We start from the raw sequence: 26146 nt of genomic DNA, 5'->3' as shown, positions 1-26146 counted from the left end.
CCTCCGTCACCGTGCAGCACGCGCTCTGACATGGATCGGTCCGAGCACGTCACCCTGCACGACCTCGATGAGCTGTTCCTTGACCAGTTCAAGCGTCGCCAGAAACGTGACCACGACACCCAGGCGGCCCTCTTCCAGGGTGAAAAGGCTCTCGAAGGTCACAAAGCGATCATCCTGGAGCACCGACAAGATGTGTGACATGCGCTCCCGGGTTGAGAGAATCTCCCTCTCAACGTGATGACTGGTGAACAGATCCGCCCGTTTCAGGACCCCCTGCGTCGCCAGCAGCAACTCCCGCATCTCGACGTCCGGGTGCGGCTGGCTTGAGGGTAATCTGGGCAGCGCCGCGGATGCACTGAACGTATCCCGCTCCATGCGCGGCATCTCGTCGATATCCTCTGCAGCCTGCTTGAATCGCTCATACTGCTGAAGACGGCGAATCAGCTCGGCCCGGGGGTCCACTTCCTCCTCGTCTTCCGATTCCTGGCGCGGCAACAGCATTCGGGATTTGATCTCCGCCAGTGTCGCCGCCATCACCAGATACTCGGCAGCCAGTTCAAAACGCATCGCCTCGACCGCGCCGATGTAGTCCATGTACTGACGGGTAATTTCGCTGACGTCGATATCCAGAATGTTCATGTTCTGGCGCCGGATCAGATACAGCAGAAGATCCAGCGGCCCTTCAAAGGCTTCGAGAAAGACGGCCAGAGCATCCGGCGGGATATAGAGATCCTTGGGCAGGTCGACCACCGGCTTGCCTGAAACCACAGCCAACGGCGATTGTCCCTCTGCCTCCTGGGGCGTCTCCGTTGCCGTGGTATTGGACTCGTCCGTCATTCACTGCCCTCGGATGATTTCTTCAGATCAGGCGAGCTGCCGCGCTCAGCGGTAGCTCAGCCCCATCGCAGCGCGCACTTCCTCAAGAGTGTCCCGCGCAGCGTCCCGGGCGTGCTCCCGGCCTTCCTGCAGGATGGAGTGCACCAGATCCGGATTGTTTTCATATTCACGGGCACGCTCGTGCAGAGGCCGTTGCTCTTCAACAATCGCGTCGATCAGCGGCTTCTTGCAGTCGAGACAGCCAATGCCAGCGCTCCGGCAGCCGGTCTGCACCCATTCCTGAGTATCCGCATCGGAATAGATCTTGTGCAGGCCCCAGACCGGACACTTCTCCGGCTCGCCCGGATCGGTCCGGCGAACCCGTTGCGGATCCGTCTGCATGGTCCGAACTTTCTGGGCAACCGCATCCGGTTCCTCACGCAAACCGATGTAGTTGTTGTAAGACTTGGACATTTTCTGTCCGTCCAATCCGGGCATTTTGGATTCCGGTGTCAACAACGGCTGCGGTTCCGGCAGGATCACCTTGCCGCCACCCTCGATATAGCCATACAGACGTTCGCGGTCACCCAGAGAAATATTCTGCTGCTCCATGAGCAGCGCCCGGGCAGTCTCAAGCGCCTCCATGTCGCCTTCTTCCTGGTAGCGCTTCTTCAGTGTCCGATAGAGCTTCGCGTTTTTCTTGCCCATCTTCACGATCGCACCTTCAGCCTGCTCTTCAAAGCCGGGTTCGCGACCATAGATGTGATTGAACCGACGGGCGATTTCCCGCGTGATTTCCACATGCGAAACCTGATCCGCGCCAACAGGCACCTTACCGGCCCGGTACATCAGAATATCCGCGGTCTGCAGCAGTGGATAACCGAGGAATCCATAGGTTGCCAGATCCTTTTCCCGCAGTTTTTCCTGCTGGTCCTTGTAAGTTGGAATGCGCTCCAGCCAGCCCAGTGGCGTAATCATGGAGAGCAGCAAATGGAGTTCGGCGTGCTCAGGTACCTGGGACTGGATAAACATCGTGGAGGATCCGGGATTGACACCGGCGGCCAGCCAGTCGATCACCATATCCCAGACGCTCTGTTCGATGCCGGAAGGGTCGTCATACTGGGTCGTCAGAGCATGCCAGTCGGCTATAAAGAAGAAGCACTCGAACTCGTGCTGGAGCTTTACCCAGTTTTTCAGCACACCATGGTAGTGACCAAGGTGAAGCTTTCCGGTCGGACGCATGCCCGACAAAACCCTTTGCTGGGAATCTACAGAACTCAAAGCACGAACTCCTTATGTTTCTAGCGATAGGCCGAGAAAAATCGGCTGACCGGGCATTATAGTCTGATAGCCCTCCGCCGTTAAGGACACAGGCCAAAAAACAAAAACCCCCGCACACCGGCCGGTGTCGGGGGTTTTTGTCAGAAAGGAAGGCTTACCAGCCAGTCACTTCCTTGAGCGCCTTGCCAATATCGGCCAGGCTGCGCACGGTTTTGACACCGGCATCGTTCAGGGCCGCGAATTTTTCATCCGCAGTGCCCTTACCGCCGGAGATGATCGCACCGGCGTGACCCATACGTTTGCCAGGAGGCGCAGTCACACCCGCGATGTAGGATACCACCGGCTTGGTCACGTTCTCCTTGATGAACGCAGCCGCCTCTTCCTCAGCGGTACCACCGATCTCACCGATCATGACGATCGCCTCGGTTTCCGGGTCTTCCTGAAGGAGCTTCAGGATATCGATGAAGTTCGAGCCCGGAATCGGGTCACCACCAATACCAACACACGTGGACTGACCGTAGCCGAAATCAGTCGTCTGCTTGACCGCTTCGTAGGTCAGGGTACCGGAACGGGATACGATACCGACCTTGCCCTTCTTGTGGATATGGCCTGGCATGATGCCGATCTTGCACTCGTCCGGAGTGATCACACCCGGGCAGTTCGGGCCGATCATGCGAACGCCTTTACGATCAACGTATTCTTTGGCGTACAGCATATCGATGGTCGGGATGCCCTCGGTGATGCAGACGATCAGCTGGATGCCCGCGTCGGCCGCCTCGATGATCGCGTCCTTACAGAACGGAGCCGGAACATAGATAACGGTCGCTTCGGCACCGGTCGCCTCTACGGCGTCACGGACGGTATTGAAAACCGGCAGGCCCAGGTGCTCGGTGCCGCCCTTACCGGGGCTTACACCACCAACCATCTTGGTGCCGTAGGCAATCGCCTGTTCGGAGTGGAAGGTACCCTGCGAACCGGTAAAGCCCTGACAGATAACCTTGGTGTCTTTGTTAATCAGGATGCTCATTATTTACCCCCTGCGGCTTTAACAACTTGCTCTGCCGCATTTGACAGACTGGTGGCGGCAATGATGTTCAGGCCGCTGTCGGCGAGTACCTGGGTACCCTTTTCGGCGTTGTTGCCTTCAAGGCGAACAACCACAGGAACTTTCACACCCACTTCCTTCACCGCACCGATGATGCCCTCTGCGATCATGTCGCAACGAACGATACCACCGAAGATGTTGACCAGAACGGCCTTGACGTTGGAGTCAGACAGAATGATCTTGAACGCTTCGGAAACGCGCTCTTTGGTGGCACCGCCGCCAACGTCCAGGAAGTTGGCAGGCTGGCCGCCGGACAGCTTGATAATGTCCATGGTGCCCATGGCCAGGCCAGCACCGTTGACCATGCAGCCGATGTTGCCTTCGAGCGCCACGTAGTTGAGCTCCCACTTGGCTGCTTCCGCTTCGCGGGCATCTTCCTGGGAAGGATCGTGCATCTCGTGGATTTTCTTCTGGCGGTACAGCGCGTTGCCATCAACCCCTACCTTGGCGTCCAGGCAGTGAAGATCGCCGGCCGGAGTGATTACCAGCGGGTTGATCTCTACCAGTGCCAGGTCGGCATCTTCAAACAGCTTGGCAAGGCCCAGGAAGATCTTGGTGAACTGACCAATCTGCTTGCCTTCCAGACCCAGCTTGAATGCCAGCTCGCGGCCCTGGTATGGCTGAGCGCCAACCAGCGGATCGATTTCGGCCTTCAGGATCTTTTCCGGAGTCTCCTCAGCCACCTTCTCAATCTCAACGCCACCTTCGGTGGACGCCATGAAGACGATGCGACGGGTACCGCGGTCAACAACCGCGCCGAGATAAAGCTCTTCAGCGATATCGGTCAGGGATTCCACCAGAATCTTGCTGACCGGCTGGCCATTCTCGTCAGTCTGGTAGGTCACCAGGTTCTGACCCAGCCACTTCTCCGCAAACTCACGGATCTCGTCTTTGCTCTTGACCAGCTTTACACCGCCGGCCTTACCACGGCCACCGGCGTGAACCTGGGCCTTGACTACCCAGCCGTCACCGCCGATTTCATCTGCCGCTGCTACGGCTTCCTTGGGAGTATCGCAGGCAATGCCCTTGGATACGGGCAGGCCGTACTCGGCGAACAGCTGCTTGCCCTGATATTCATGCAAATTCATAGTTAATGTCCCGCTTATTGATGGAGGATAACCACGTACGGAAATTGAACCCGCGCAAGCTCCGCAAGACGGAGCTGCTGTTGCGAATTCCGCTCGGCGGGCCGGGGATCACCTCAACCCGCCCGGTGCGCAGCCGGAAACGTGCCTTTCAGATGGCAGCGGGGCGCCGATCCAGGCGCCCCCGTTTTCCTGACTTGCGTTACTTCTTCTTGCGACGGTTGGCGACGTGAATCGCCCCGCCCGCTACGGCCAGTGCTGCCTCGTGCACAGACTCGGACAGAGTCGGGTGCGCAAAACAGGTCAGGGCCAGATCTTCGGCGCTGGAGCCAAACTCCATGGCGATCACGCCCTGTGCAACGATTTCGGAGGCGGCAGGACCAACCACGTGGAAACCGAGGATCCGGTCAGTCTTGGCGTCAGCAATGATCTTGACCATGCCACTGGCAGCATTGGCAGCCATCGCGCGACCATTCGCTGCAAACGGGAAGACCCCGACGTTGTATTCTTCGCCTTCGGCCTTCAGTTGCTCCTCGGTTTTGCCGACCCAGGCCACTTCCGGCGCGGTGTAGATCACGTTCGGAATGCAGTCATAGTTGACCTGCGGCTTGTGACCGGCAATGCGCTCGGCAACCATGACCCCCTCTTCGGACGCCTTGTGCGCGAGCATCGGACCCCGAACAACATCCCCAATGGCCCAAACGCCCGGGGCCTCGGTTTTGCAGTTGTCATCCACGAAGATGAAGCCACGCTCGTCCATCTGGACGCCGGCATCCTCGGCCAGGAGGTTGTCGGTGTACGGCCGGCGACCGACCGCGACAATCAGCTTGTCGAACTTCGCTTCCTGTTTGCCCTTGGAATCCTCATAGCTCACATTGACCAGCTTGCGCTTCACTTCCGCGTTGGTCATACGTGCGCCCATGACAATGTCCAGGCCCTGCTTCTTGAACTGTTTCAGGGCATCCTTGGCAACCTGCTGGTCCACTGCCGGCAGGAAGGTTTCCTGCGCTTCCAGCACAGTCACTTCTGAACCCAGGCGCGCCCAGACGCTGCCGAGTTCGAGACCAATGACGCCTGCCCCGATGACACCCAGACGCTTGGGCACTTCGGTGAACTCCAATGCGCCCTCGGAATCGACGATGTGCTCGCCATCAAACGGAGCGGGAGGAATCTCGATCGGCTTGGAGCCAGTCGCGAGGATCACGTTGTCCGCTTCGTAAGTCTTGGTCTTGCCATCCTTGTCGGTCACTTCGACCTTGCGACCTGCCAGCAACTTGCCGTGACCGTGGATGGGTGTGACGCCGTTGGACTTGAACAGCCCGGCAATACCGCCGGTCAACTGCTGAACGATTCCGGACTTGCGCTCCATCATCTTCGCGATGTCCATCTGGACATCCTTGGCGACGATCCCCATGGTCTCGTAGTCGTGGTTGGCTTCCTCATACTTGTGAGAAATCTCCAACAGCGCCTTGGACGGAATACAACCCACGTTCAGGCAGGTACCACCGAGCACCTGGCTCTTTCCATCTGTGGACGTCCAGGACTCAACACAGGCGGTCTTGAGGCCGAGCTGGGCCGCCTTGATGGCTGCCACGTAGCCGCCCGGGCCAGCACCAATGACAATGACGTCGTACTTGTCAGACATAATTTATCCCGTTTTCTGATTCGTTAAGGGTCAGTTCACACGTCCAGCAGAATACGTGCCGGGTCTTCCAGCATTTCCTTGATCGCAACCAGGAACTGCACCGCTTCCTTACCGTCGATCATACGGTGATCGTATGACAGCGCCAGGTACATCATCGGCAGGATCTCGACCTGACCGTTGACCGCCATCGGGCGCTCCTGAATCTTGTGCATGCCCAGAATTGCAGTCTGCGGCGGATTCAGGATCGGCGTGGAGATCAGTGAACCGAAAATCCCACCGTTGGTAATCGTGAAGGTGCCCCCGGTCATTTCATCAATACCGAGCTTGCCTTCTTTGGCCTTGGTACCGTATTCGACAATCTTCTTCTCGATGTCGGCCAGGCCCATGGCGTCGGAATCCCGAAGCACTGGAACCACGAGTCCGCGATCGGTGGAGACAGCCACACCAATGTCCTGGTAGCCGTGATACACCATATCGTTGCCGTCGATGGAGGCGTTAACGGCCGGGAAACGCTTGAGCGCTTCCGTCGCCGCCTTGGTGAAGAAGGACATGAAGCCCAGCTTGATACCATGACGCTTCACGAAGCTTTCCTGGTACTGCTTCCGCAGGTCCATAATCGGCTTCATGTTCACTTCATTGAAGGTTGTCAGCATGGCTGCGGTCTGCTGTGCCTCCACCAGACGCTTCGCAATGCTCGCGCGCAAACGGGTCATCGGAACCCGCTTCTCGGGACGCTCACCCTGGGCAACATTCACTTCCGGCATCTCGGTCGCAGCGGGCTTGGCCGGCGCAGCGCTCTTTTTACCATCGACGTAGCTCTGAACGTCTTCCTTGGTTACCCGACCGTCCTTGCCAGTGCCTTTTACAGCGTTCGGATCAACGTTGTTCTCCTCAGCCAGCTTGCGAGCGGCCGGGCTCAGAATGGCTTCGCCGGAGCTGGCTTGCGAAGCCTCTTCCTGTTTCGGAGCCTCTTCTTTTTCCCCGGACTTATTGTCGGCGGGCTTGGATTCGCCTGCGGCACCTTCCTTGAATTTGCCGATCACTTCGCCACTTTCGACGGTGTCGCCTTCACCCTTGACGATTTCCTCGATCACACCATCTGCTGGCGCCACGACTTCCAGAACCACCTTGTCGGTTTCGATATCGACAATCAGTTCGTCACGTGAACAGGCCTCGCCCGGCTGTTTGTGCCAGGTCGCGACGGTACCCTCTGCGACCGACTCTGGGAAAACGGGTGCTTTAATCTCAGTTGACATTACAAATCCTTAGTTCGGTAGCTCGTCAGATTTCAAACGCGTCGTTGACCAGTTTCTTCTGCTCTTCAATGTGCACTGACATGTGCCCACAAGCAGGAGCAGCAGAAGCATCACGACCGGCATACTGAAGGTACAGCTTGGGATCCAGGCGCTGCAGCGCATTACGCATATGGTGCTGACTGCAGTACCAGGCACCCTGGTTCATCGGCTCTTCCTGGCACCACACCACGTTCTTCAGCTTGGTGTACTGCCCCAGTAGTTCGTCCAGATCGTCTCCGGGGAACGGATACAGCTGTTCAATACGCACAATGGCAGTATCGTCTCGCTCATCCGCCTTTTTCTTCTCCAGCAGATCATAGTAGACCTTGCCGCTGCACATAATCAGGCGGGTCACCTTCTTCGGATCGGAAGGCTCCTTCTCTGGCAGCACAGTCTGGAAGGTACCGGACGTCAAATCATCCAGCCCCGAAATCGCTTCCTTGTGACGGAGCAGACTCTTGGGCGTGATGGCAACCAGAGGCTTACGGAGCGGCCGCTTTACCTGCCGCCGAAGCATATGGAATACCTGGGACGGAGTCGTCGGCACACACACCTGGATATTGTGCTCGGCACAGAGCTGCAGGAACCGCTCGAGTCGGGCGGAACTGTGTTCCGGGCCCTGGCCTTCATAGCCATGCGGCAACAGAAGCGTCAGACCGCAAAGCCGGCCCCACTTGTGTTCGCCACTGGTCAGGAACTGGTCGATGACGACCTGAGCGCCGTTGGCGAAGTCACCAAACTGCGCCTCCCAGACGATCAGAGCGTCGGGTGTGGTCGTTGAATAGCCGTACTCAAATGCCATTACAGCTTCTTCGGAGAGCAGCGAGTCATAAATCTCGAAACTCGGCTGATCATCCGCGATGTGCTGCAGGGAGGTATGCGTCGATCCGTCTTTCTGGTTGTGCAGGACCGCGTGCCGGTGAGAGAACGTACCCCGACCGACATCCTGGCCGGTAATCCGGATCGGATGGCCCTCGTTGATCAGTGTGGCATAGGCCATCATTTCGCCGTAGCCCCAGTTCAGGGCCAGTGCGCCAGCCGTCATCTTTTCCCGATCATTGATGATCTTGGAAACCTGACGCTGGATACTGAAACCTTCCGGTACCGATGTCAGCTGCTTACCGAGCTTCTGGACTGTCTTCAGGTTGACACTGGTCTTGCACTTGGCCGTCCACTCGTGGCCAAGGTACGGCGTCCAGTCCACGTAGAGCTCCTTGTTGGGCTCTTTAACCAGCGACTTGACCACGTGCTCGCCCTTGTCCAGGGCATCGCGATACTCGGTTTCGATCTGCTTTGCTTCATCCTCGGCAATGACACCCGCAGCCACGAGCTGCTCGGCGTAAAGGCCCCGGGTCGTTTTCAGCTTGCGAATCTTTTCGTACATCATCGGCTGCGTGGCAGCCGGCTCGTCGGCTTCATTGTGGCCGCGGCGACGGTAGCAGACCAGATCAATCACGACATCGCGCTTGAATTCGTTGCGATAATCCATCGCCATCTGCGTGGCAAAGATGACTGCTTCGGGATCGTCCGCGTTCACGTGAAGGATCGGCGCCTGGACCATTTTGGCGACATCGGTGCAGTACTCGGTGGAGCGGGCATCTTCCTGTTTGCTGGTGGTAAAGCCAACCTGGTTGTTGATCACGATATGGATCGTTCCACCAACACCGAAACCACGAGTCTGCGACATCTGGAACGTTTCCATGACGACGCCCTGCCCGGCAAACGCCGCATCACCGTGCATGACAATCGGCACAACCTGGGTGCCGTCCATATCGCCACGACGGGTCTGGCGTGCCCGTACCGACCCCTCCACCACGGGAGAGACAATTTCCAGATGGGACGGGTTGAAAGCCATTGCCAGGTGAATCTCGCCACCGGCCGTCATAATGTTCGACGAGAACCCCTGGTGGTATTTGACGTCACCGGAGCCGGAATCCGCGAGTTTCTTGCCCTCGAATTCGTCAAAGAGCTCCTTCGGATTCTTGCCGAGGGTGTTTACGAGGACGTTCAGGCGACCACGGTGGGCCATACCCAGAACGATTTCCTTGGCACCGTATGAGCCTGCCCGCTGAATAAGTTCGTCCAGACACGGAATCAGGCTCTCTGCACCCTCCAGCCCGAACCGTTTGACACCGGGATAGCGGGAACCCAGATATTTTTCCAGCCCCTCTGCAGCGGTCAGACGCTCGAGAATATGCTTGCGCGTCTTGGTTTCGTACTCGGGACGGGAGCGAACCGGCTCCATACGCTGCTGGAACCAACGCTTGATGCGGGTATCAACCACATGCATGTATTCAGCGCCGATGCTCTCGCAGTAAGTCCGGCGCAGGCCGTCCACGATATCAGACAGCTTCATGGATTCCGCGCCGAAATTCAGCGAGCCTACCTGGAACTCCAGATCCAGATCGGAGTCACTCAGCTCATGGAACTTCGGATCCAGATCCTCGACCGGGGTGCGTTGCCAGACACCCAGCGGATCAAGCTTGGCCTCCTGATGGCCACGAAAGCGAAAGGCGTTTATGAGCTGCAGAACACGGATCTGCTTCTTGTCCGCATCGGAGGTCGCGCTGGCGGGAACGCCACTGCTGGCGAGGAAGCGCTGATTGCGGGAAATGTGCTCGAACTGTTCACGAATGGAAGAATGAACGACGTCCCGGCCTTTATAGCCATCGACGCTGGGAAGCTTATCGAAGTAGCTTCGCCATTCTTCTGGAACGGCATTGGGGTCTGTCAGGTAGGTCTCAAAAAGCTGTTCAACGTAGGCAAGGTTTCCTCCCTGAAGATGGGAGGTCTGCCACAACTGCTCCATTATGCTTTCGTGCATCTTGAATAGCTCACCTTGGGCTGGTGCGGGGAGCCGGTATGGTCGGTCAGGGGTAATTCTCAGTCAATACGGGATATTACGGCATGACTTTGACCACCACACGCGACATGGATGTTTTCCAATCCCCAGTGGTTTTTATACTCGGCAACGCCGCTGGAAAACCTGATAAGTTATCGTAACGGCATGCGTAGTGTGCACCCGGATAAGACCTTTGACTATAAGCCTTTGGTTGAAGGCCCTGCGTGTTGCAGGGCCTTCGGGGTGCTAACCTGGTCAGAACAGTATAGCGTCTACTGAGAAGTCTGCTGCTTAAGTAGCCCGTTGCAGCAGAAGATTCCGAATGTGGCCGATTGCCCTTGTGGGGTTCAGGCCCTTCGGGCAGACACTGACACAGTTCATGATGCCCCGACAGCGGAATACACTGAACGGATCATCGAGGTTCGCGAGGCGCTCAGCCTGGGCGGTATCCCGGCTGTCTGCCAGGAAACGGTAGGCCTGCAACAGGCCCGCCGGGCCGATAAACTTGTCCGGATTCCACCAGAAAGACGGACAGGAAGTGGAACAGCAGGCACAGAGAATACACTCGTACAGCCCGTCCAGCTTCTCCCGGTCTTCCGGAGACTGCAGACGCTCAATGGCAGGGGCCGGCTTGTCATTGACGAGGTACGGCATAACCTTTTCGTACTGCTTGTAGAAAAGACTCATGTCCACCACCAGGTCGCGAATGACCGGCAGACCGGGAAGCGGGCGCAACACCAGCTTACCGTTCTTGACGACATCGGACACGGGCGTAATACACGCCAGGCCGTTCTTGCCGTTCATATTCATGCCGTCAGATCCGCAAACGCCTTCCCTGCAGGACCGGCGATAGCTCATGGACGGGTCCTTTTCCTTCACCAGGTTAAGGACATCCAGAACCATCAGGTCCTTGCCTGCGGGAATCTCGATCTCAACGTCCTGCATATAAGGGGCGTTGTCAGTTTCCGGGTTGTAACGGTAAAGGCTTACCAACATTGTCTTGATCCCCCCTTAATAAGTCCGGATCTTCGGTTCGAACGTCGGAACGGTCTTCGGCGCAAAGTTCACGTCACGCTTGCCAACACGCTTGTCCAGCGGGAAGTAAACGGAGTGCTTGAGCCAGTTCTCGTCATCACGCTCGGTAAAGTCGTTGCGTGCGTGAGCACCACGACTTTCTTTACGTTCGGTTGCCGATTTCGCAGTCGCGTACGCAACCTCGAACAGGTTGTCCAACTCGAGAGCTTCGATCCGCGCGGTATTGAAGGCATCGCTGGTGTCCGCCAAACGGGTCTTCTTCACCCGCTCACCGATTTCCTCCAGCAGCTTGAGACCTTTCTCCATGCTCTCGCCGTCACGGAATACACCGAAGTACAGCTGCATGCAGTTCTGGAGGTCCTTGCGAACCTGGGCAACGTCCTCACCTTCGGAAGCACTGTTCAGCCGGTCCAGACGAGCCATGGCACGCTTGATGTCTTCTTCGCTCGCGCCATCAACTTCGAACCCACCCCGCAGCTGCTCCTCAATGTGCAGACCAGCCGCACGACCAAAGACCACGAGATCCAGAAGCGAGTTACCGCCAAGACGGTTGGCGCCGTGCACCGATACGCAGGCTGCCTCGCCACAGGCAAACAGACCCGGAATGGGCTTGTCCTTGCCGTCTTCATCCTGGGTAAGAGCCTGGCCACCAACGTTCGTCGGAATGCCGCCCATCATGTAATGACAGGTCGGAACAACCGGGATTGGCTCTTTGACCGGATCGACATGAGCGAAGGTGCGGGACAGCTCACAGATACCCGGCAGACGCAGGTTCAGGGTCTCTTCGCCAAGGTGATCCAGCTTCAGCAGCACGTGATCCTTTTCCGGACCACAGCCGCGACCTTCCAGAATCTCCATCACCATGGACCGTGCAACCACGTCGCGGCCTGCCAGATCCTTGGCGTTCGGAGCGTAGCGCTCCATGAAGCGTTCACCCTCGGAGTTGATCAGGTAGCCACCCTCACCCCGACAACCTTCGGTTACCAGAGTACCGGCACCATGGATACCGGTCGGATGGAACTGCCACATCTCCATATCCTGAACCGGGAATCCGGCACGCAATGCCATACCGATACCGTCGCCGGTGTTGATCATCGCATTGGTGGTAGAGGCATAGATCCGACCAGCACCGCCGGTTGCGAGGACAGTAGCCTTCGATTTGATATAGCAGACTTCGCCGCTCTCGATTTCGATCGCAACAACACCAACGACCTCGTCCTTGGCGTTCTTGACCAGATCCACGGCGTACCATTCGTTCAGGAACGTTGTACCGCCTTTCAGGTTAGCCTGGTACAGGGTGTGCAGCAGGGCATGACCGGTCCGGTCGGCCGCGGCGCATGTCCGGGCAGCCTGGCCACCTTTGCCATAGTCCTTGGACTGACCACCGAACGGACGCTGATAGATTCGCCCCTGCTCGGTACGAGAGAACGGAAGCCCCATGTGCTCGAGTTCGAAAACCGCCTGAGGGCCGACGGAACACATGTATTCAATGGCATCCTGATCGCCAATGTAGTCAGACCCCTTCACGGTGTCATACATGTGCCAGCGCCAGTCGTCATTCGGGTCAGCACTGGCGATCGCGCAGGTAATACCACCCTGGGCAGAAACCGTGTGAGACCGGGTCGGAAATACTTTCGTGATACACGCGGTATTGATACCGGATTCGGTCAGCTGCAGGGCGGCTCGCATACCGGCACCGCCACCACCGATAACAATCGCGTCGTAAGACATGGTTTTGATGTTAGCCATCTATTAAAGCCCCCAAAGAATCTGAATGCCCCACACCAGGTACACAAACATTGTCAGGCCGCACAGCGCCTGCACAATGAAACGCGCTCCCATGGGTTTGATGTAGTCGGTGGTGATCGTCCAGAGGCCGACCCAGGCATGACCGCCAATCGAGAGCAACGCCAGGAGTGTAAAGATCCGGAACCAGGTCTGGTCGAAAAGCCCGGACCAGCTCGCGTAACTGACATCGGTTGTCAGCAGAAATCCGAACATGAACAAGGTGTAGAGGGCGAGTACGTAGGCTGTTACCCGCTGGATCATCCAGTCGAAGACACCACTGCGACCCAGGTTCGTGACGCTGTTTACCATACCCAGACTCCTGCGAGAACGATAAGAATGACGGAAACCACGATCGTGATCTTCGCGGCGAGGCGACCACTCTCAAGCTCTTCACCGATGCCCATATCCATGAACAGGTGCTTGATACCTGCAACCAGGTGGTACAGCAGAGCAGACAGGATGCCCCAGATAATCAGCTTGGCAAGGAAGCTGTCCAGCAGTTCACTTACCCGACTGAACCCTTCTTCCCCGGACAGGGAAAGCTGCAGCCCATACAACAGAAACGCAACGCCGACAAAAATGATAATGCCGCTGATACGGTGCAATATGGACGTGATGGCTGGCAGTGGAAAATGAAACTTGCCGAGATCGAGATTTACTGGTCGTTTGCTATTCACAGCGCTCTCACACTCTCTCTTGGTTCCGCTGAGCCGGCGAGCCGACGGCGGACGTTGGTATGTTAGGATCGGAATATCGATACGGTACCGATAACCGATTGGTTCAGGAGGGCGGATGACAGCCAGGTAGCTTGCTAGGCAGAAGCTTACAGGCACTTTCATCCCCGATTCCGGGCTACGGATTATAAGGAGAGGCCCTTACAATTACAAACGCTCCACCCTTTCTGTTGCCCGTAATCAGGGGGTTGACGGCATCTATAAGGATGATTGACAAACCCGTTTTCGTCCGTCCGGGGCACTATTTGGGATATCCCTGATTTACAAGTGGCGAGAATTTGCACGCTTTTCCACGCCTGTCCATTGACAAAAAAAGCTGACGCCCTATATTTTGCCGCCAGTTTTGCGATAATACGCGCCTTCTAGCGCATCTACACATGCAGCCAAAAGCTGTCGAAGCTGATACATAGGAGAGCACCATGACCGACAGGAAAGCCACGCTCTCGGTGGGTGATAAGTCCATTGAGCTACCGGTATACTCCGGCACCGTCGGCCCTGACGTTATTGACGTACGAGGCCTCGTCCAGGAAGGCGTATTTACCTACGATCCAGGATTCGTATCCACCGCTGCCTGCGAATCAGCCATCACCTACATTGACGGCGCAAACGGCGTGCTCCTGCACCGGGGCTACCCTATTGACCAGCTCGCGGAACACTCCGACTACCTCGAGGTATGCTACCTCCTGCTGAACGGGGAACTGCCCTCGGACGAGGAAAACAAGCGATTCCACGAGACCATCAAGAATCACACCATGCTGCACGATCAGATGCGCAATTTTTTCCACGGCTTCCGTCGTGATGCGCATCCAATGGCCATCATGTGCGGCGTTGTGGGTGCGCTTTCAGCTTTCTATCACGACCAGATGGACGTGACCGACGAAACGCAGCGCCAGATCACTGCACATCGCCTGGTTGCAAAAATGCCAACGATTGCGGCCTGGTGTTACAAGTACAGCCTCGGTCAGCCGTTCATGTATCCCAGGAACGACCTGTCCTACTCCGAGAACTTCCTGCAGATGATGTTCGGCGTACCCTGTGAAGAGTACAAACCGAATCCGGTGCTGGCCAAGGCCATGGACAAGATCTTCATCCTCCACGCCGATCACGAACAGAACGCATCGACGTCAACCGTTCGTCTGGCCGGCTCTACCGGCGCCAACCCCTACGCCTGCATTGCCTCGGGCATTGCCGCACTGTGGGGCCCGGCTCATGGTGGCGCCAACGAGGCGGTACTGGACATGCTGGCCGAAATCGGTGATGAAGCCAATATCGAAAAGTTCATCGAGAAGGCCAAGGACAAAGACGACCCCTTCCGCCTGATGGGCTTCGGCCACCGCGTCTACAAGAACTTCGACCCGCGCGCCAAAGTAATGCGTGAAACGGCCCATGAGGTTCTCAAAGAGCTGGGTCTGGAAAACGATCCTCTGCTGAAAATCGCGCAGCGACTGGAAAAGATCGCACTGGAAGATGACTACTTCGTGGAGCGCAAGCTTTACCCGAACGTCGATTTCTACTCAGGCATCATCCTGAAAGCGATCGGCATTCCAACCTCCATGTTCACCGTTATTTTTGCAATGTCCCGGACAATCGGCTGGTTCTCGCACTGGAACGAGATGGTCAGCGGCAACTACCGTATTGGCCGTCCACGCCAGCTCTACACCGGCTCAGAAAAGCGCGACTACCCGACGAAGTAAGTCTGGACAGATCGCGTTGACAACAGAAAGGCCGCTGGATCCAGCGGCCTTTCTGCTTCCATGGAATCAAACCCCGAAAGGATAGGTGTCCGGCATGCCCGGGACAGCCCCCGTCGACAACGGGGTGATGGCAGACGTCTCATCCAACCAGACAAATTCGTCGAACTGCTCGGGCAGACAAGCCCTGAAATAATGGCTCTGCCGTTCCGTCTCCGGCCGATAGATCACCCCAATCGCCCGCTCCAACTTTTGCGGCTCGAGAGCCTGACGGAGTTCTCCCGCCGCGTTCCGCATCGGCAACAGGAAACATGGCAACCCCGTCTCATGACAGGCATGCTCATAGCTACCTGCGAGCGCCGGTCTCACGGACTTTATCTCCATTGGCGCATCCCAGTTCGACGCCGCTGCAACGGTACCGTGATCGGTACCAAACCCCACGACATACACAGCATCTCCATAACGGGCCCGGGCGAGCCTGCCGATGTTGAATTCCCCGCGCCGCCCCATATCCGTAGCCACGGAGTCGCCAACATGACTGTTATGGGCCCACACGATCGCCTTGCTACCGCTACCGTAGTGGTCCAGCAGATCTGCCAGTGTCTGGAACATATGAGTATCCCTGAGATTCCAGGCACTGTGCGTGCCGTAATACAGCGTCCGGTAATACTCTTCTGCATCGGCAACCAAACGCGCATTCTGGACGGCATCGAGAAAACGGTCAGAATCGTGTTCGGCATAACGCCGGTGACGTGACAGGAGCTCGCGGAGCATGTCCAGCACCGGTTTTTCGCACGTCTGATAGGCAGGATCCAGCGCGGCACGGGCGTAGGTTGCGGGCTCTCCCTCAAACGGCGCCAGGCACTCATATCGTTGCCTGGCATCAACCGCCAGATCCGGATCCACCTCTTCCAGGTAGTCCAGCACCGCACGTATGGAACTGTACAGACTGTAGAGGTCCAGGCCATGGAACGCCACGCGCTCCGACGCGGGCCTGGTGCGATTGAACTCTCGCAGCCAATCGACGAACCCCTGTACCTCTTCATTCCGCCACATCCAGGTGGGAAACCGGGAAAACGCCGTCCACTCGGAAGGAGGATATTCCGCATGCCGCACATAGTGATCAATTCGGGCGGCATCGGGCCAATCCCCTTCAATCGCCACGAAGGAAAAGCCCTTTTGCTCGATGAGTGCCCGGGTAATGCGTTCCCGGGCCAGGTAAAATTCCGAGGTTCCGTGGGACGCTTCGCCCAACATGACGATTCGAGCCTCGCCAATTCGGTCGAGCAGTCCCTCTATCGGGATTTCAGCCCCGGACTCGAAAGGCTCGGCAAGCCCCCTGAGCGCCTTCGGCAAAGCGTCCGCCTTACCTGCTCCTCCAGCATTCACGAACCTGGATTTATCGCCTGATTGGAAACCCTTGTCCATGAGCACGCCCCCTCGTCCAGCAACTCTAAATTCGAGTCTAGTACAGGACGAGGGTTAACCCTCATGCCCGGGTTGTTTCAACGACAGTTGGCGGGCAAATATCGCTGGTCCGCGTTCTGGCCATAACAGGCCCACTCAATCATTCCTTCGTTGACTGAGGGCTCAAGTACCAGATACTGGGCCTCTCCGGACAAAATGGGAGACAAATACAGAATGCACAAAGCTAACTGATAGCGACCGTGTGACTGCGTTCAACAAAAAGGCAGGGTATGATGGAGTAGTCCGGGAAAGTTGCGGATGGGCGCGACAACACGCCCATTTTTCCGGGAACAGGGGTTCCACCGGATATGAGCGGGTTACCCTAGTAACTTCAAACGATAAGAAAAAACATCTCGACTTCAGGAGACCTCTATGACAACCACCGTTAGCTTTATTGGGCTCGGCGTTATGGGCTACCCAATGGCTGGTCACCTCGCCAGGGCAGGCCTTTCGGTTCGGGTCTGGAACCGGACGCTGGCAAAAGCCGGCGAATGGGCCAGCAAGCACCGGGGGACCGCTTGCAGCACCATTGCAGAGGCCGTGCAGGATGCCGATTTTGTGATGACCTGCGTCGGTGCAGACAAGGATCTGACCGAAGTTTATGAGGGCGAAGGAGGCATTCTGGCCAATGCCCCGGAAGGCGCCATCCTGGTCGACCATACGACGGCGTCCGCAGGTATTGCAGAGCATCTTGCCGCTGCTGCGGTTAAAAAGGGACTGGGCTTCATTGATGCGCCGATCTCCGGCGGGCAGCAAGGGGCTGAAAACGGCCAGCTGACTGTCATGTGCGGCGGATCCGAGAGCGACTTCAGCAAGGCCAGTCCGATCATGGATCACTATGCTCGCGCAGTGACCCTCCTGGGCCCTCCTGGAAGTGGCCAGAAAACCAAAATGGTTAACCAGATCGCCATTGCGGGTCTGGTTCAGGGCCTTTCCGAGGCGTTGCACTTTGCCGAGCAGGCCAACCTGGATGTGCGCAAGGTCGTAGACGTCATCTCAAAAGGCGCGGCTCAATCCTGGCAGATGGAAAACCGCTCGGGCACCATGATCGACGGAGAGTTCAACCACGGATTTGCGGTGGACTGGATGAGAAAGGATCTGGGAATGTGCCTTGAGGAGGCAAGAAAGATCAATGCAAGTATTCCGGTAACCGCTCTGGTGGACCAGTTTTACGCCGACGTCCAATCAATGGGAGGCCGTCGGTGGGACACTTCTTCCTTGATACAGCGCTTGAGGAAGTTCAGGTAATCAATTGAAAAAGGGGCATTTCTGCCCCTTTTTCTTATCCACCCTATTTCTCTTTGGGCTGCCACTTTCCGTTAACGTACCAGGCGGACCAGCCCGTGGATTTGCCATCCTTCTCCGACATTACATATTGTTCCTTGGACTTCCGGCTGTAACGAATCACCGTTGGATTGCCCTCCGGATCCGTTTCAGGCGCATCCATAAGGAAGTCGTATTTCGGATCAATTTCCTTCCGGTGCGGTTTGATCTCCTTCACCAGTGGCGGCCGGGTTTCCCGGTTTTTCGGGAATTTACTGGCTGCCAGGAACAGGCCTGAGGCGCCATCGCGCAGAACATAGGTGTCGTCGACTTTCTGGCACTGGAGTTCCGGCATCGGTACCGGATCCATTTTGGGCGGGGCCGGCTCTCCGCTCTTCAGCAGCTTACGGGTATTTTTACAATCGGGATTGGTACATCCGAAATACTTGCCGAATCGCCCGGTCTTCAGCTGCATTTCCGAGCCGCACTTGTCGCATTCAAGAGTGGGCCCATCATACCCTTTGATGCGGAAGGTTCCCTTCTCCACCTCATACCCGGAACAGTCCGGGTTATTACCGCACACATGCAGCTTGCGGGTCTCGTCGATCAGATAACTGTCCATGGCCGTACCACATTTCGGACAGCGACGTTTCTTCCGCAGCAAACGGGTCTCGCCCTCGCCTTCCACGTCCTCTTCCGCGCTGACCACTTCGTCACCGGATACAAGGTTGATCGTGGTCTTGCAACGCTCCTTGGGGGGCAACGAATACCCGGAGCAGCCCAGGAAGACGCCCGTACTGGCGACCCGAATCTGCATGTTCCGACCACAGCTCGGGCAGGGAATATCCGTCTCGGTAGGCGTATTGGCCCGCATTCCACCGTCTTCCCTGCCGGCTTCGTCCAGTTGTTGCCGGAACCGGCCGTAGAAGTCGTTAAGGACGTTCTTCCAGTTGACTTCACCATCCGCAATTTCGTCGAGCTCATCCTCCATTCGGGCGGTAAAATCGTAGTCCATCAGATTGGGGAAAGACTCATGCAGCCTCTCCGTAACGATTTCGCCCATCTTTTCCGCATAGAAGCGCCGATTCTGGAGACGCACATAGCCCCGATCCTGAATCGTAGAAATGATGGAGGCATAAGTGGAGGGTCGACCGATTCCCTGCTTTTCCAGCTCTTTTACCAGGCTAGCTTCGGTATACCGGGGGGCCGGTTTGGTAAAGTGCTGGCTGGGATCCAGTTTTTTCAGATCCAGCGTGTCGTTCACCTGGATATCCGGCAAGGCGACATCCTCGTCCTTCTTTCCGGATTGCGGCGCAGCCTTCAGAAAACCATCGAATTTGATAATGCGACCGCGGGTTCTTAGCTCATATCGGTCATTGGCAACAACGATCGATGTGCTCAGGAACTCCGCATCCGCCATCTGGCAGGCAATAAACTGGCGCCAGATCAGGTCGTAGAGTTTTTCTGCATCCTTTTCGAGGCCACTGATGTCGGAGGGGCGACGACTAACGTCGGTGGGACGAATCGCTTCGTGAGCTTCCTGAGCTCCCTCCTTGCTTCCGTAGACACGCGGCTTCTCGGGCAGATACCGATCACCGAACTGGCCCTGGATAAAATCACGGCAGCCGGCGACCGCCTCCTGGCTCAGGTTGGTGGAGTCCGTACGCATGTACGTAATGAAACCCGCCTCGTACAGACGCTGGGCCAGCATCATGGTTTTCTTGACACTGAAGCCCATCCGGTTGCTCGCAGCCTGCTGCAAGGTCGACGTGATGAAGGGCGCGGAGGGCCGTGAACGGGTCGGTTTGTCCTCCCGCTTTGCGACCTTGAACGTGCCCGCCTTCAAACGATCGACATGTTCACTGCTCTGACTCTCGTTGACCGGACGATAGGGCTGATCCTGGTACCGGGTCACCTCAAAGCGAACGGGCTCTTTTGCCTGCGCTGGCGTGAGATCGGCATGCAACTGCCAGAATTCTTCCGGAACGAACTTCCGGATCTCTCGCTCCCGCTCGACGATCAGCCGAACGGCGACGGATTGAACCCGCCCGGCGGACAGACCACGGGCAATCTTGGCCCACAGCAGGGGTGAAACCATATAGCCGACCACCCGATCCAGGAATCGGCGGGCCTGCTGGGCATTGACGCGATTGGAATCCAGGTTCCCGGGATCCTTGAATGCCTCTTTGATTGCGCGCTTGGTGATTTCGTTAAAAACCACCCGACGATATTTTTCCGGTTCACCACCGATGGTTTCCTGAAGGTGCCAGGCAATCGCCTCCCCTTCACGGTCCAAATCCGTTGCGAGATAGATATGATCTGCCGATTTCGCCAGACGTTTCAGTTCGCTGACGACCTTCTCTTTGCCGGGGAGAATTTCGTATCGGGCCTGCCAGTCATGATCCGGGTCCACACCCATACGGGTGACCAGCTGTTCGCGCGCCTTGCGTTTCTTGTGCTCGGCTTTTTCCTCCGGACTCATCTTGCGTGTCAGTGCAGCCTGACGTGCACGCTCTTTCGGATCAGTCTGGGAACCACTGCCGCTGACCGGCAGGTCGCGGATATGGCCCACACTGGATTTAACGATGTAGTCCGAGCCCAGGTACTTGTTGATGGTCTTGGCTTTCGCTGGCGACTCGACAATAACGAGACTTTTACCCATATCGGAGATCTGTTTCCTTGGCGACAAATCGGTCAAATATTCAGCAAACCGTAAACTCGCTGTAAAATCAGGCGGCTAGAAAACACATACGCACCGCCCCTTGGTATAGGCTCACTGTTTTACAGGGTCAAGATTGGCAAGACAACCCATTCTTTGTTCTAAACCGGCCTTTTTCACATTCCCGAAACAGCGAGGCCCGGCATTTGCCGGGCCTCCTGCATTCAGAGCATCAAGCTACCCAAACGGGTCTCAGAGACGCTCCCACACTGTGGCAATGCCCTGACCCAGACCGATACACATGGTGGATACACCAAGCTTACCGCCTTTGGCCTGCATCACGTTCAGCAGGGTTGTGGAGATCCGGGCACCTGAACAGCCCAGCGGGTGCCCAAGGGCAATCGCACCACCGTTCAGGTTCACCTTCTCTTCCATCACGCCCAGCAGTTTCAGGTCTTTCAGAACCGGCAGTGACTGGCCAGCGAAGGCTTCGTTCAGTTCCCAGAAGTCGATGTCTTCGACTTTCAGGCCAGCACGCTTAAGCGCCTTCTTGGTGGCCGGCACCGGACCGTAGCCCATGATCGCGGGATCACAACCGGCAACGGCCATGCTGCGAATCTTGGCGATCGGCTTCAGGCCAAGGGCCTCTGCCCGCTCCGCGGACATCAGTACCATGGCAGCAGCGCCGTCAGTCAGCTGGGAGGAGGTGCCTGCAGTGACAGTACCGTTCTTCGGATCAAACGCCGGACGCAGCTGAGAAAGAGACTCAGCGGTAGTTTCCGGGCGAATGGTCTCGTCTTCCTCGATCAGCTTCACAAAGCCATTCTCATCATGACCTTCGATGGGAACGATTTCGTTCTTGAAGCGGCCTTCAACGGTTGCCTCGTGGGCCAGTCGGTGAGAACGGGCACCGAACTCATCCTGCTGCTCACGGGTAATACCATGCATCTTGGCCAGCATCTCCGCGGTCAGGCCCATCATATTGGACGCTTTGGCGGAGTACTTGGAAGCTGCCGGGTTGTGGTCGAAGCCTTCGGTCATGGGCACGTGACCCATATGCTCAACACCACCCACCATGAACATATCTCCGTTGCCAGTCTGGATAGCCTGGGCAGCGGTATGGATAGCGGACATGGCAGAACCACACAGACGGTTTACGGTCTGCGCTGCAGACTCGTGCGGGATACGCGTCAGCAGGGAAATCTGCCGGGCCACGTTAAAGCCCTGCTCCTTGGTCTGGTTCACACAGCCCCAGATCACATCTTCAACTTCTTTCGGATCGAGCTTCGGGTTGCGCTCAAACAGTGCTTCAATCAGCGCAGCCGACAGTGTCTCGGCACGTACGTTGCGGAAACAGCCGTTTTTGGCACGACCCATCGGAGTCCGCACGCAATCGACGACGACAACGTCTCTCGGATTAAGGCTCATAGATCTTTCTCCGTTCGGAAATCTCGTAAGGGTTAGCCAAAGAACTTCTTGCCAGTCTTGGCCATTTCACGCAGCTTCTCGGTCGGCGCGTAAAGAGGACCAAGATCTGCATACTTATCTGCCAGTTCGACAAACTTGTCGACGCCCATGTCGTCGATGTAGCGCAGCGCACCACCACGGAACGGCGGGAAGCCGATACCGTAGATCAGGCCCATGTCTGCATCGGCCGGGTCTTCAACAATGTTGTCTTCGAGGCAGCGAACGGTTTCCAGGCACAGAGGGATCATCATGCGGGCGATGATCTCTTCTTCGTCGAAGTCTTTGCTGCCGTTAACCACAGGCTCGATGAGCTTGTAGGTCTCTTCGTCGACAACCTTCTTCGGCTTGCCCTTCTTGTCTTCTTCGTACTTGTAGAAGCCCTTGTCGTTCTTCTGGCCGTAACGGTCATTCTCGAACATCACATCAATGGCGGACTTGAAATCGGCCTTCATGCGCTCGGGGAACCCGTCAGCCATGACTTCGTTGGCGTGCCTGGCGGTGTCCATGCCAACCACGTCGAGCAGGTAAGCCGGACCCATCGGCCAGCCGAATTTCTCCATGACCTTGTCGATCTTCTGGAAATCGGCACCATCACGTACCAGTGCTGCGAAGCCACCAAAGTACGGGAACAGAACGCGGTTCACCAGGAAGCCCGGGCAGTCGTTGACGACGATCGGAGTCTTGCCCATGGCCTTGGCGTAGGCCACCGTAGTCGCAATGGCACGATCGCTGGTCTTCTCGCCACGGATCACCTCAACCAGCGGCATCATGTGTACCGGGTTGAAGAAGTGCATGCCGCAGAAGTTCTCCGGACGCTTCAGGTTCTTGGCCAGAAGGTTGATGGAGATGGTCGACGTGTTGGAGGTGAGGATGGTGTCTTCACGAACCGCATCTTCGGTCTCGCGCAGAACGGCATCCTTGACCTTCGGGTTCTCAACAACCGCTTCAACCACCAGGTCGACGTTCTTGAAGTCGCCATAGTTCAGGGTCGGTGTGATGTTGTTCAGGACATCGCCCATCTTGTCGGCGTTCATCTTGCCCTTGGCAACACGCTTGGACAGCAACTTCTTGGCTTCATTCAGGCCAAGCTGGATGCCTTCCGGAGCGATGTCCTTCATGATGATCGGCGTGCCCTTCAGTGCAGACTGGAACGCGACACCGCCACCCATGATACCCGCGCCGAGTACGGCGGCCAGGTTCACATCAGACGCTTCTTTCTCCCAGGCGCCGGCTTTCTTTTTCAGGGCCTGGTCGTTCAGAAACAGACCAACCAGACACGCGGCAACGTTGGTCTTGGCCATCTTGGCAAAGCCTTTGGCTTCAACCTCGATTGCCTTGTCGCGAGTCATGCTGGCGTGCTTCTGCATGGTCTTGATCGCTTCCACCGGCGCCGGATAGTTCTTGCCAGCCTTGCCGGCCACGAACGCCTTGGAAATCTCGAATGCCATCATGCTTTCCATGGCATTGAGTTTGATCTTGCCTTTCTTCTCTTCCCGACGGGCCTGGTTATCAAGCTTGCCTTCGTTGCACTGATTGATGATCGCAACGGCCGACTCGACGAGTTTTTCAGGCGCAACCACGGCATCGACAGCGCCGACTTTCAGAGCTGCGTCCGCCCGGTTCTCGGTACCGCCGGAAATCCACTCGACCGCATTATCAACGCCCACCAGGCGCGAAAGACGCACAGTACCGCCGAAACCGGGGAAGATACCCAGCTTCACTTCCGGCAGACCTACCTTGGCCTTCGGAGCCATGACCCGGTAGTCGGTCGCCAGGCACATCTCGAAACCACCCCCCAGAGCGATACCATTGATAGCGGTAACGGTCGGGAACGGCAGGTCCTCGATGGTGTTGAACACCTCGTTGGCCTTGAGGTTGTTGGCAACGAGATCTTCCTCGGAACCCGCAAACAGCTCGGTGAACTCGGTGATATCGGCACCGACAATGAAACTGTCCTTGGAGCTGGTTACCACCAGACCCTTCAGATTCTTCTGGGACTTGAGTGCTTCGGCTGCGGCACCCAGCTCTTCAATGGTGAGACGGTTGAACTTGTTGACTGACTCGCCTTGCAAGTCGAAGTCCAACTGAGCGATCCCGCCTTCGATCTCTTTAACCGTGATGGCTTTACCTTCGTAAATCATCAACTGATCTCCAGTCTGTGTTTGGAACTGCTGGCAGCCCACAGACCTGGTCCGTCGTTGGGGCTGCCCGTGCAGCGAGATTTCGGTCACTGCCCGATCATTCGATCCAAAATTCATACAGTCGTTTGAATCGTGAGGGCACACGATGAAAAAAAACCGAGCGTTTGTCAATTTGTTTCTTGTCTGGCCGCCCCAAAAGTTCTCGCTCGAAGCAACAACTGAGGGCCGAAACCATCAAGACGTTATGAATTTCAGGGACATATAGTGGGTCTTGAAGAAAAACCGTGAACTTTGTCACATAGATTTCAAAGTTCTTTGCAATTTAGACTCCGAACCTTCGGAAAACCGCTTGATTGGTTGGTGCAGTTACTTTACCTTCGAATTGCGACTTTGGTCGACAATAATAAAACTGTATTACGGAGAAATATCCGATGAATGATGCCCGCTTGCGGTTTCGATCCCTTGCCCTGGCCCTTGTTGTCCTGGCCATCACATCCCTCAGCGCCAGGGCCCAGGAGAATACGAGCGCCTTCCTCTCCGACCTCCACAGTTTCCGGATCAGCAATTATATGGCCCTGGATGCGTTCTACCGTTTCAGCGCATCTGGATCCACCGACACCCTGAACGAAATTGTCGCAGGCATCAACGCCGCAAATGATGCCATGAACGCCGTCAGCGAGAGCACCGGCGGGGTGTTATCAAAAGATCAGATCGAGTCACTGAATCAGGAGTTCGACAAGTTCAAATCCCTGATGCGGGAAAATATCAACGTTGTTCGCAAAGAGGGATATCCCGATCTGCGCCTGGTCTCCGACATGGCCAACCAGGCTGTTGCCATGAGCAACAAGGCCACGGACCTGTATAAAGTCGCCCAGGACAGCACCCAGACGGATACCAACGGCCGGATTGAAGCGGCACGTATGGCGGCCGTCAAAATGGCGCAGATGATGGCCAAATACTCGGCAAGGACAAATTCCTCCGTCGCCCAGACATTCCAGGGCTCCTCCTCCGAGAAACCGCTTGATGAACAGGCGCGCGATTTTGATGCGCTATTCGCGACGGTCCGGAAGGGCCCGGCACAGGGAGAGCTCAAGGACCAGTTGGACAACATCAGCACCAAATGGCAGTTCATCCGTGGCTCTTACGTCAATTACAACGAAAACAACGTCAGCTTCGTGATTGACCGCTATTCGAAGGGCATCCTGAAGCATCTTGCCAAGACCATCGAACTCCTTCAGAAAGCCAACGGCTAACGCCGTATTCCGGCCGGCGCTTCATCTGTCAGCGTCGGCCTGTTTCCCTCCCGTTCTTGATGCCTGTCACTTTGGCACTACACTGTTGTTCTAAAATTTAGGCTACTATTCCCCTATACGCTGAACCCTAAGGAGTAATGCGATGTCCGCCTATCAGAAAATGCTTGTTGCCATTGATCTCACCGAAGAAGCCCCGCAGGTTCTTGAGAAGGCAAAGGCAGTGTGTAGTGCCCACGGTGCGGAACTGGTTCTCGTCCATGTTGTTGAACCGGTGGGTTACGCTTATGGCGGGGATATTCCAATGGACCTGACCGAGCTGCAGGATCAACTCGACAAGGCCGCCCGAGAGGAGCTCGGTAAATACGGCGATCAGTATGGCGTTGCAAAGGATCAACAGATTGTGACCGTCGGTCGCCCGGAATCGGAGATCCATCGACTGGCCAAGGAGCACAATGCCGATCTGGTCATAGTCGGCAGCCATGGACGTAAAGGCTTCCAGCTGCTGCTGGGCTCAACGGCCAACGGCGTTCTTCACGGTACCGAATGCGACGTACTCGCCGTCAGGATTCACTGATCCTC

General features: G+C 56.7%; 20 protein-coding genes. 4 read left to right on the top strand and 16 right to left on the bottom strand.

Going from position 1 to position 26146, the window contains the following annotated elements; genetic code table 11:
* Positions 1-6 precede the first annotated feature (6 nt).
* From MSNKSG1_RS05180 to sdhC, 11 genes are all read right to left on the bottom strand, one after another.
* The gene (locus tag MSNKSG1_RS05180) at positions 7-837 is read right to left on the bottom strand and encodes a segregation and condensation protein A (protein ID WP_008938191.1); all 831 of its coding nucleotides are present in this window, start codon (positions 835-837) and stop codon (positions 7-9) included.
* Between the two features lie 45 nt (positions 838-882).
* A complete protein-coding gene (locus MSNKSG1_RS05175; protein ID WP_083870969.1) occupies positions 883-2097 on the bottom strand; it encodes a tryptophan--tRNA ligase in 1215 nt (404 codons plus the stop codon).
* A 154-nt stretch (positions 2098-2251) separates the two neighbouring features.
* A complete protein-coding gene (sucD, locus tag MSNKSG1_RS05170) occupies positions 2252-3124 on the bottom strand; it encodes a succinate--CoA ligase subunit alpha (RefSeq protein ID WP_008938189.1) in 873 nt (290 codons plus the stop codon).
* The gene (gene sucC, locus MSNKSG1_RS05165) at positions 3124-4290 is read right to left on the bottom strand and encodes an ADP-forming succinate--CoA ligase subunit beta (RefSeq protein ID WP_008938188.1); all 1167 of its coding nucleotides are present in this window, start codon (positions 4288-4290) and stop codon (positions 3124-3126) included. Before sucC ends, sucD begins: the two co-directional genes overlap by 1 nt.
* Before the next feature lie 199 nt (positions 4291-4489).
* Positions 4490-5932 carry a dihydrolipoyl dehydrogenase gene (gene lpdA / locus MSNKSG1_RS05160; RefSeq protein ID WP_008938187.1) on the bottom strand — a complete coding sequence of 481 codons (1443 nt, stop codon included), beginning with the start codon at positions 5930-5932 and terminating at the stop codon, positions 4490-4492.
* 35 nt (positions 5933-5967) lie between these two features.
* On the bottom strand, positions 5968-7188 hold the full coding sequence (gene odhB, locus MSNKSG1_RS05155) for a 2-oxoglutarate dehydrogenase complex dihydrolipoyllysine-residue succinyltransferase (RefSeq protein ID WP_008938186.1): 1221 nt from the start codon (positions 7186-7188) through the stop codon (positions 5968-5970).
* A gap of 25 nt (positions 7189-7213) precedes the next feature.
* Positions 7214-10051, bottom strand: a complete 2838-nt coding sequence (locus MSNKSG1_RS05150; RefSeq protein ID WP_008938185.1) for a 2-oxoglutarate dehydrogenase E1 component — start codon at positions 10049-10051, stop codon at positions 7214-7216.
* A 309-nt stretch (positions 10052-10360) separates the two neighbouring features.
* A complete protein-coding gene (locus tag MSNKSG1_RS05145; protein ID WP_008938184.1) occupies positions 10361-11065 on the bottom strand; it encodes a succinate dehydrogenase iron-sulfur subunit in 705 nt (234 codons plus the stop codon).
* A gap of 15 nt (positions 11066-11080) precedes the next feature.
* Complete coding sequence (sdhA, locus tag MSNKSG1_RS05140; RefSeq protein WP_008938183.1) at positions 11081-12853, bottom strand: succinate dehydrogenase flavoprotein subunit; 1773 nt, start codon at positions 12851-12853, stop codon at positions 11081-11083.
* Positions 12854-12856: 3 nt separating this feature from the next.
* Positions 12857-13201 (bottom strand): succinate dehydrogenase, hydrophobic membrane anchor protein, encoded by a 345-nt coding sequence (sdhD, locus tag MSNKSG1_RS05135; protein ID WP_008938182.1) that lies wholly within the window; start codon positions 13199-13201, stop codon positions 12857-12859.
* Complete coding sequence (sdhC, locus tag MSNKSG1_RS05130) at positions 13195-13569, bottom strand: succinate dehydrogenase, cytochrome b556 subunit (protein WP_008938181.1); 375 nt, start codon at positions 13567-13569, stop codon at positions 13195-13197. Before sdhC ends, sdhD begins: the two co-directional genes overlap by 7 nt.
* A 476-nt stretch (positions 13570-14045) precedes the next feature.
* Between sdhC and gltA the strand changes: the two genes are divergently transcribed.
* A complete protein-coding gene (gltA, locus tag MSNKSG1_RS05125; protein ID WP_008938180.1) occupies positions 14046-15320 on the top strand; it encodes a citrate synthase in 1275 nt (424 codons plus the stop codon).
* 66 nt (positions 15321-15386) lie between these two features.
* On the opposite strand, the gene MSNKSG1_RS05120 is transcribed toward gltA, so the two are convergent.
* On the bottom strand, positions 15387-16745 hold the full coding sequence (locus MSNKSG1_RS05120; RefSeq protein WP_008938179.1) for an erythromycin esterase family protein: 1359 nt from the start codon (positions 16743-16745) through the stop codon (positions 15387-15389).
* 77 nt (positions 16746-16822) lie between these two features.
* Complete coding sequence (locus MSNKSG1_RS19695; RefSeq protein ID WP_227497967.1) at positions 16823-16939, bottom strand: pilin; 117 nt, start codon at positions 16937-16939, stop codon at positions 16823-16825.
* 217 nt (positions 16940-17156) lie between these two features.
* On the opposite strand from MSNKSG1_RS19695, the gene MSNKSG1_RS05115 reads away from it, so the two are divergent.
* Positions 17157-18032, top strand: a complete 876-nt coding sequence (locus MSNKSG1_RS05115) for an NAD(P)-dependent oxidoreductase (protein ID WP_008938178.1) — start codon at positions 17157-17159, stop codon at positions 18030-18032.
* A gap of 43 nt (positions 18033-18075) precedes the next feature.
* Here the strand turns inward: MSNKSG1_RS05115 and topA are convergent, their stop codons facing one another.
* The 3 genes from topA to fadB form a co-directional block, all read right to left on the bottom strand.
* Positions 18076-20709, bottom strand: coding sequence for a type I DNA topoisomerase (gene topA, locus MSNKSG1_RS05110; protein WP_008938177.1), 2634 nt, complete (start codon positions 20707-20709; stop codon positions 18076-18078).
* Positions 20710-20958: 249 nt separating this feature from the next.
* Positions 20959-22134 (bottom strand): acetyl-CoA C-acyltransferase FadA, encoded by a 1176-nt coding sequence (gene fadA / locus MSNKSG1_RS05105; RefSeq protein ID WP_008938176.1) that lies wholly within the window; start codon positions 22132-22134, stop codon positions 20959-20961.
* 32 nt (positions 22135-22166) lie between these two features.
* Entirely contained in the window at positions 22167-24314 is a 2148-nt protein-coding gene (fadB, locus tag MSNKSG1_RS05100) for a fatty acid oxidation complex subunit alpha FadB (RefSeq protein ID WP_008938175.1), read from the bottom strand.
* A gap of 431 nt (positions 24315-24745) precedes the next feature.
* Here fadB and MSNKSG1_RS05095 point away from each other — a divergent pair, with 431 nt between their 5' ends.
* Positions 24746-25567, top strand: coding sequence for a hypothetical protein (locus MSNKSG1_RS05095; protein WP_008938174.1), 822 nt, complete (start codon positions 24746-24748; stop codon positions 25565-25567).
* 142 nt (positions 25568-25709) lie between these two features.
* Positions 25710-26141, top strand: coding sequence for a universal stress protein (locus MSNKSG1_RS05090; protein ID WP_008938173.1), 432 nt, complete (start codon positions 25710-25712; stop codon positions 26139-26141).
* Positions 26142-26146 lie beyond the last annotated feature (5 nt).

Origin of the sequence: Marinobacter santoriniensis NKSG1, assembly GCF_000347775.1 — a bacterium.
Classification (GTDB): domain Bacteria; phylum Pseudomonadota; class Gammaproteobacteria; order Pseudomonadales; family Oleiphilaceae; genus Marinobacter; species Marinobacter santoriniensis.
This window is presented reverse-complemented; position numbering and strand designations above follow the sequence as displayed.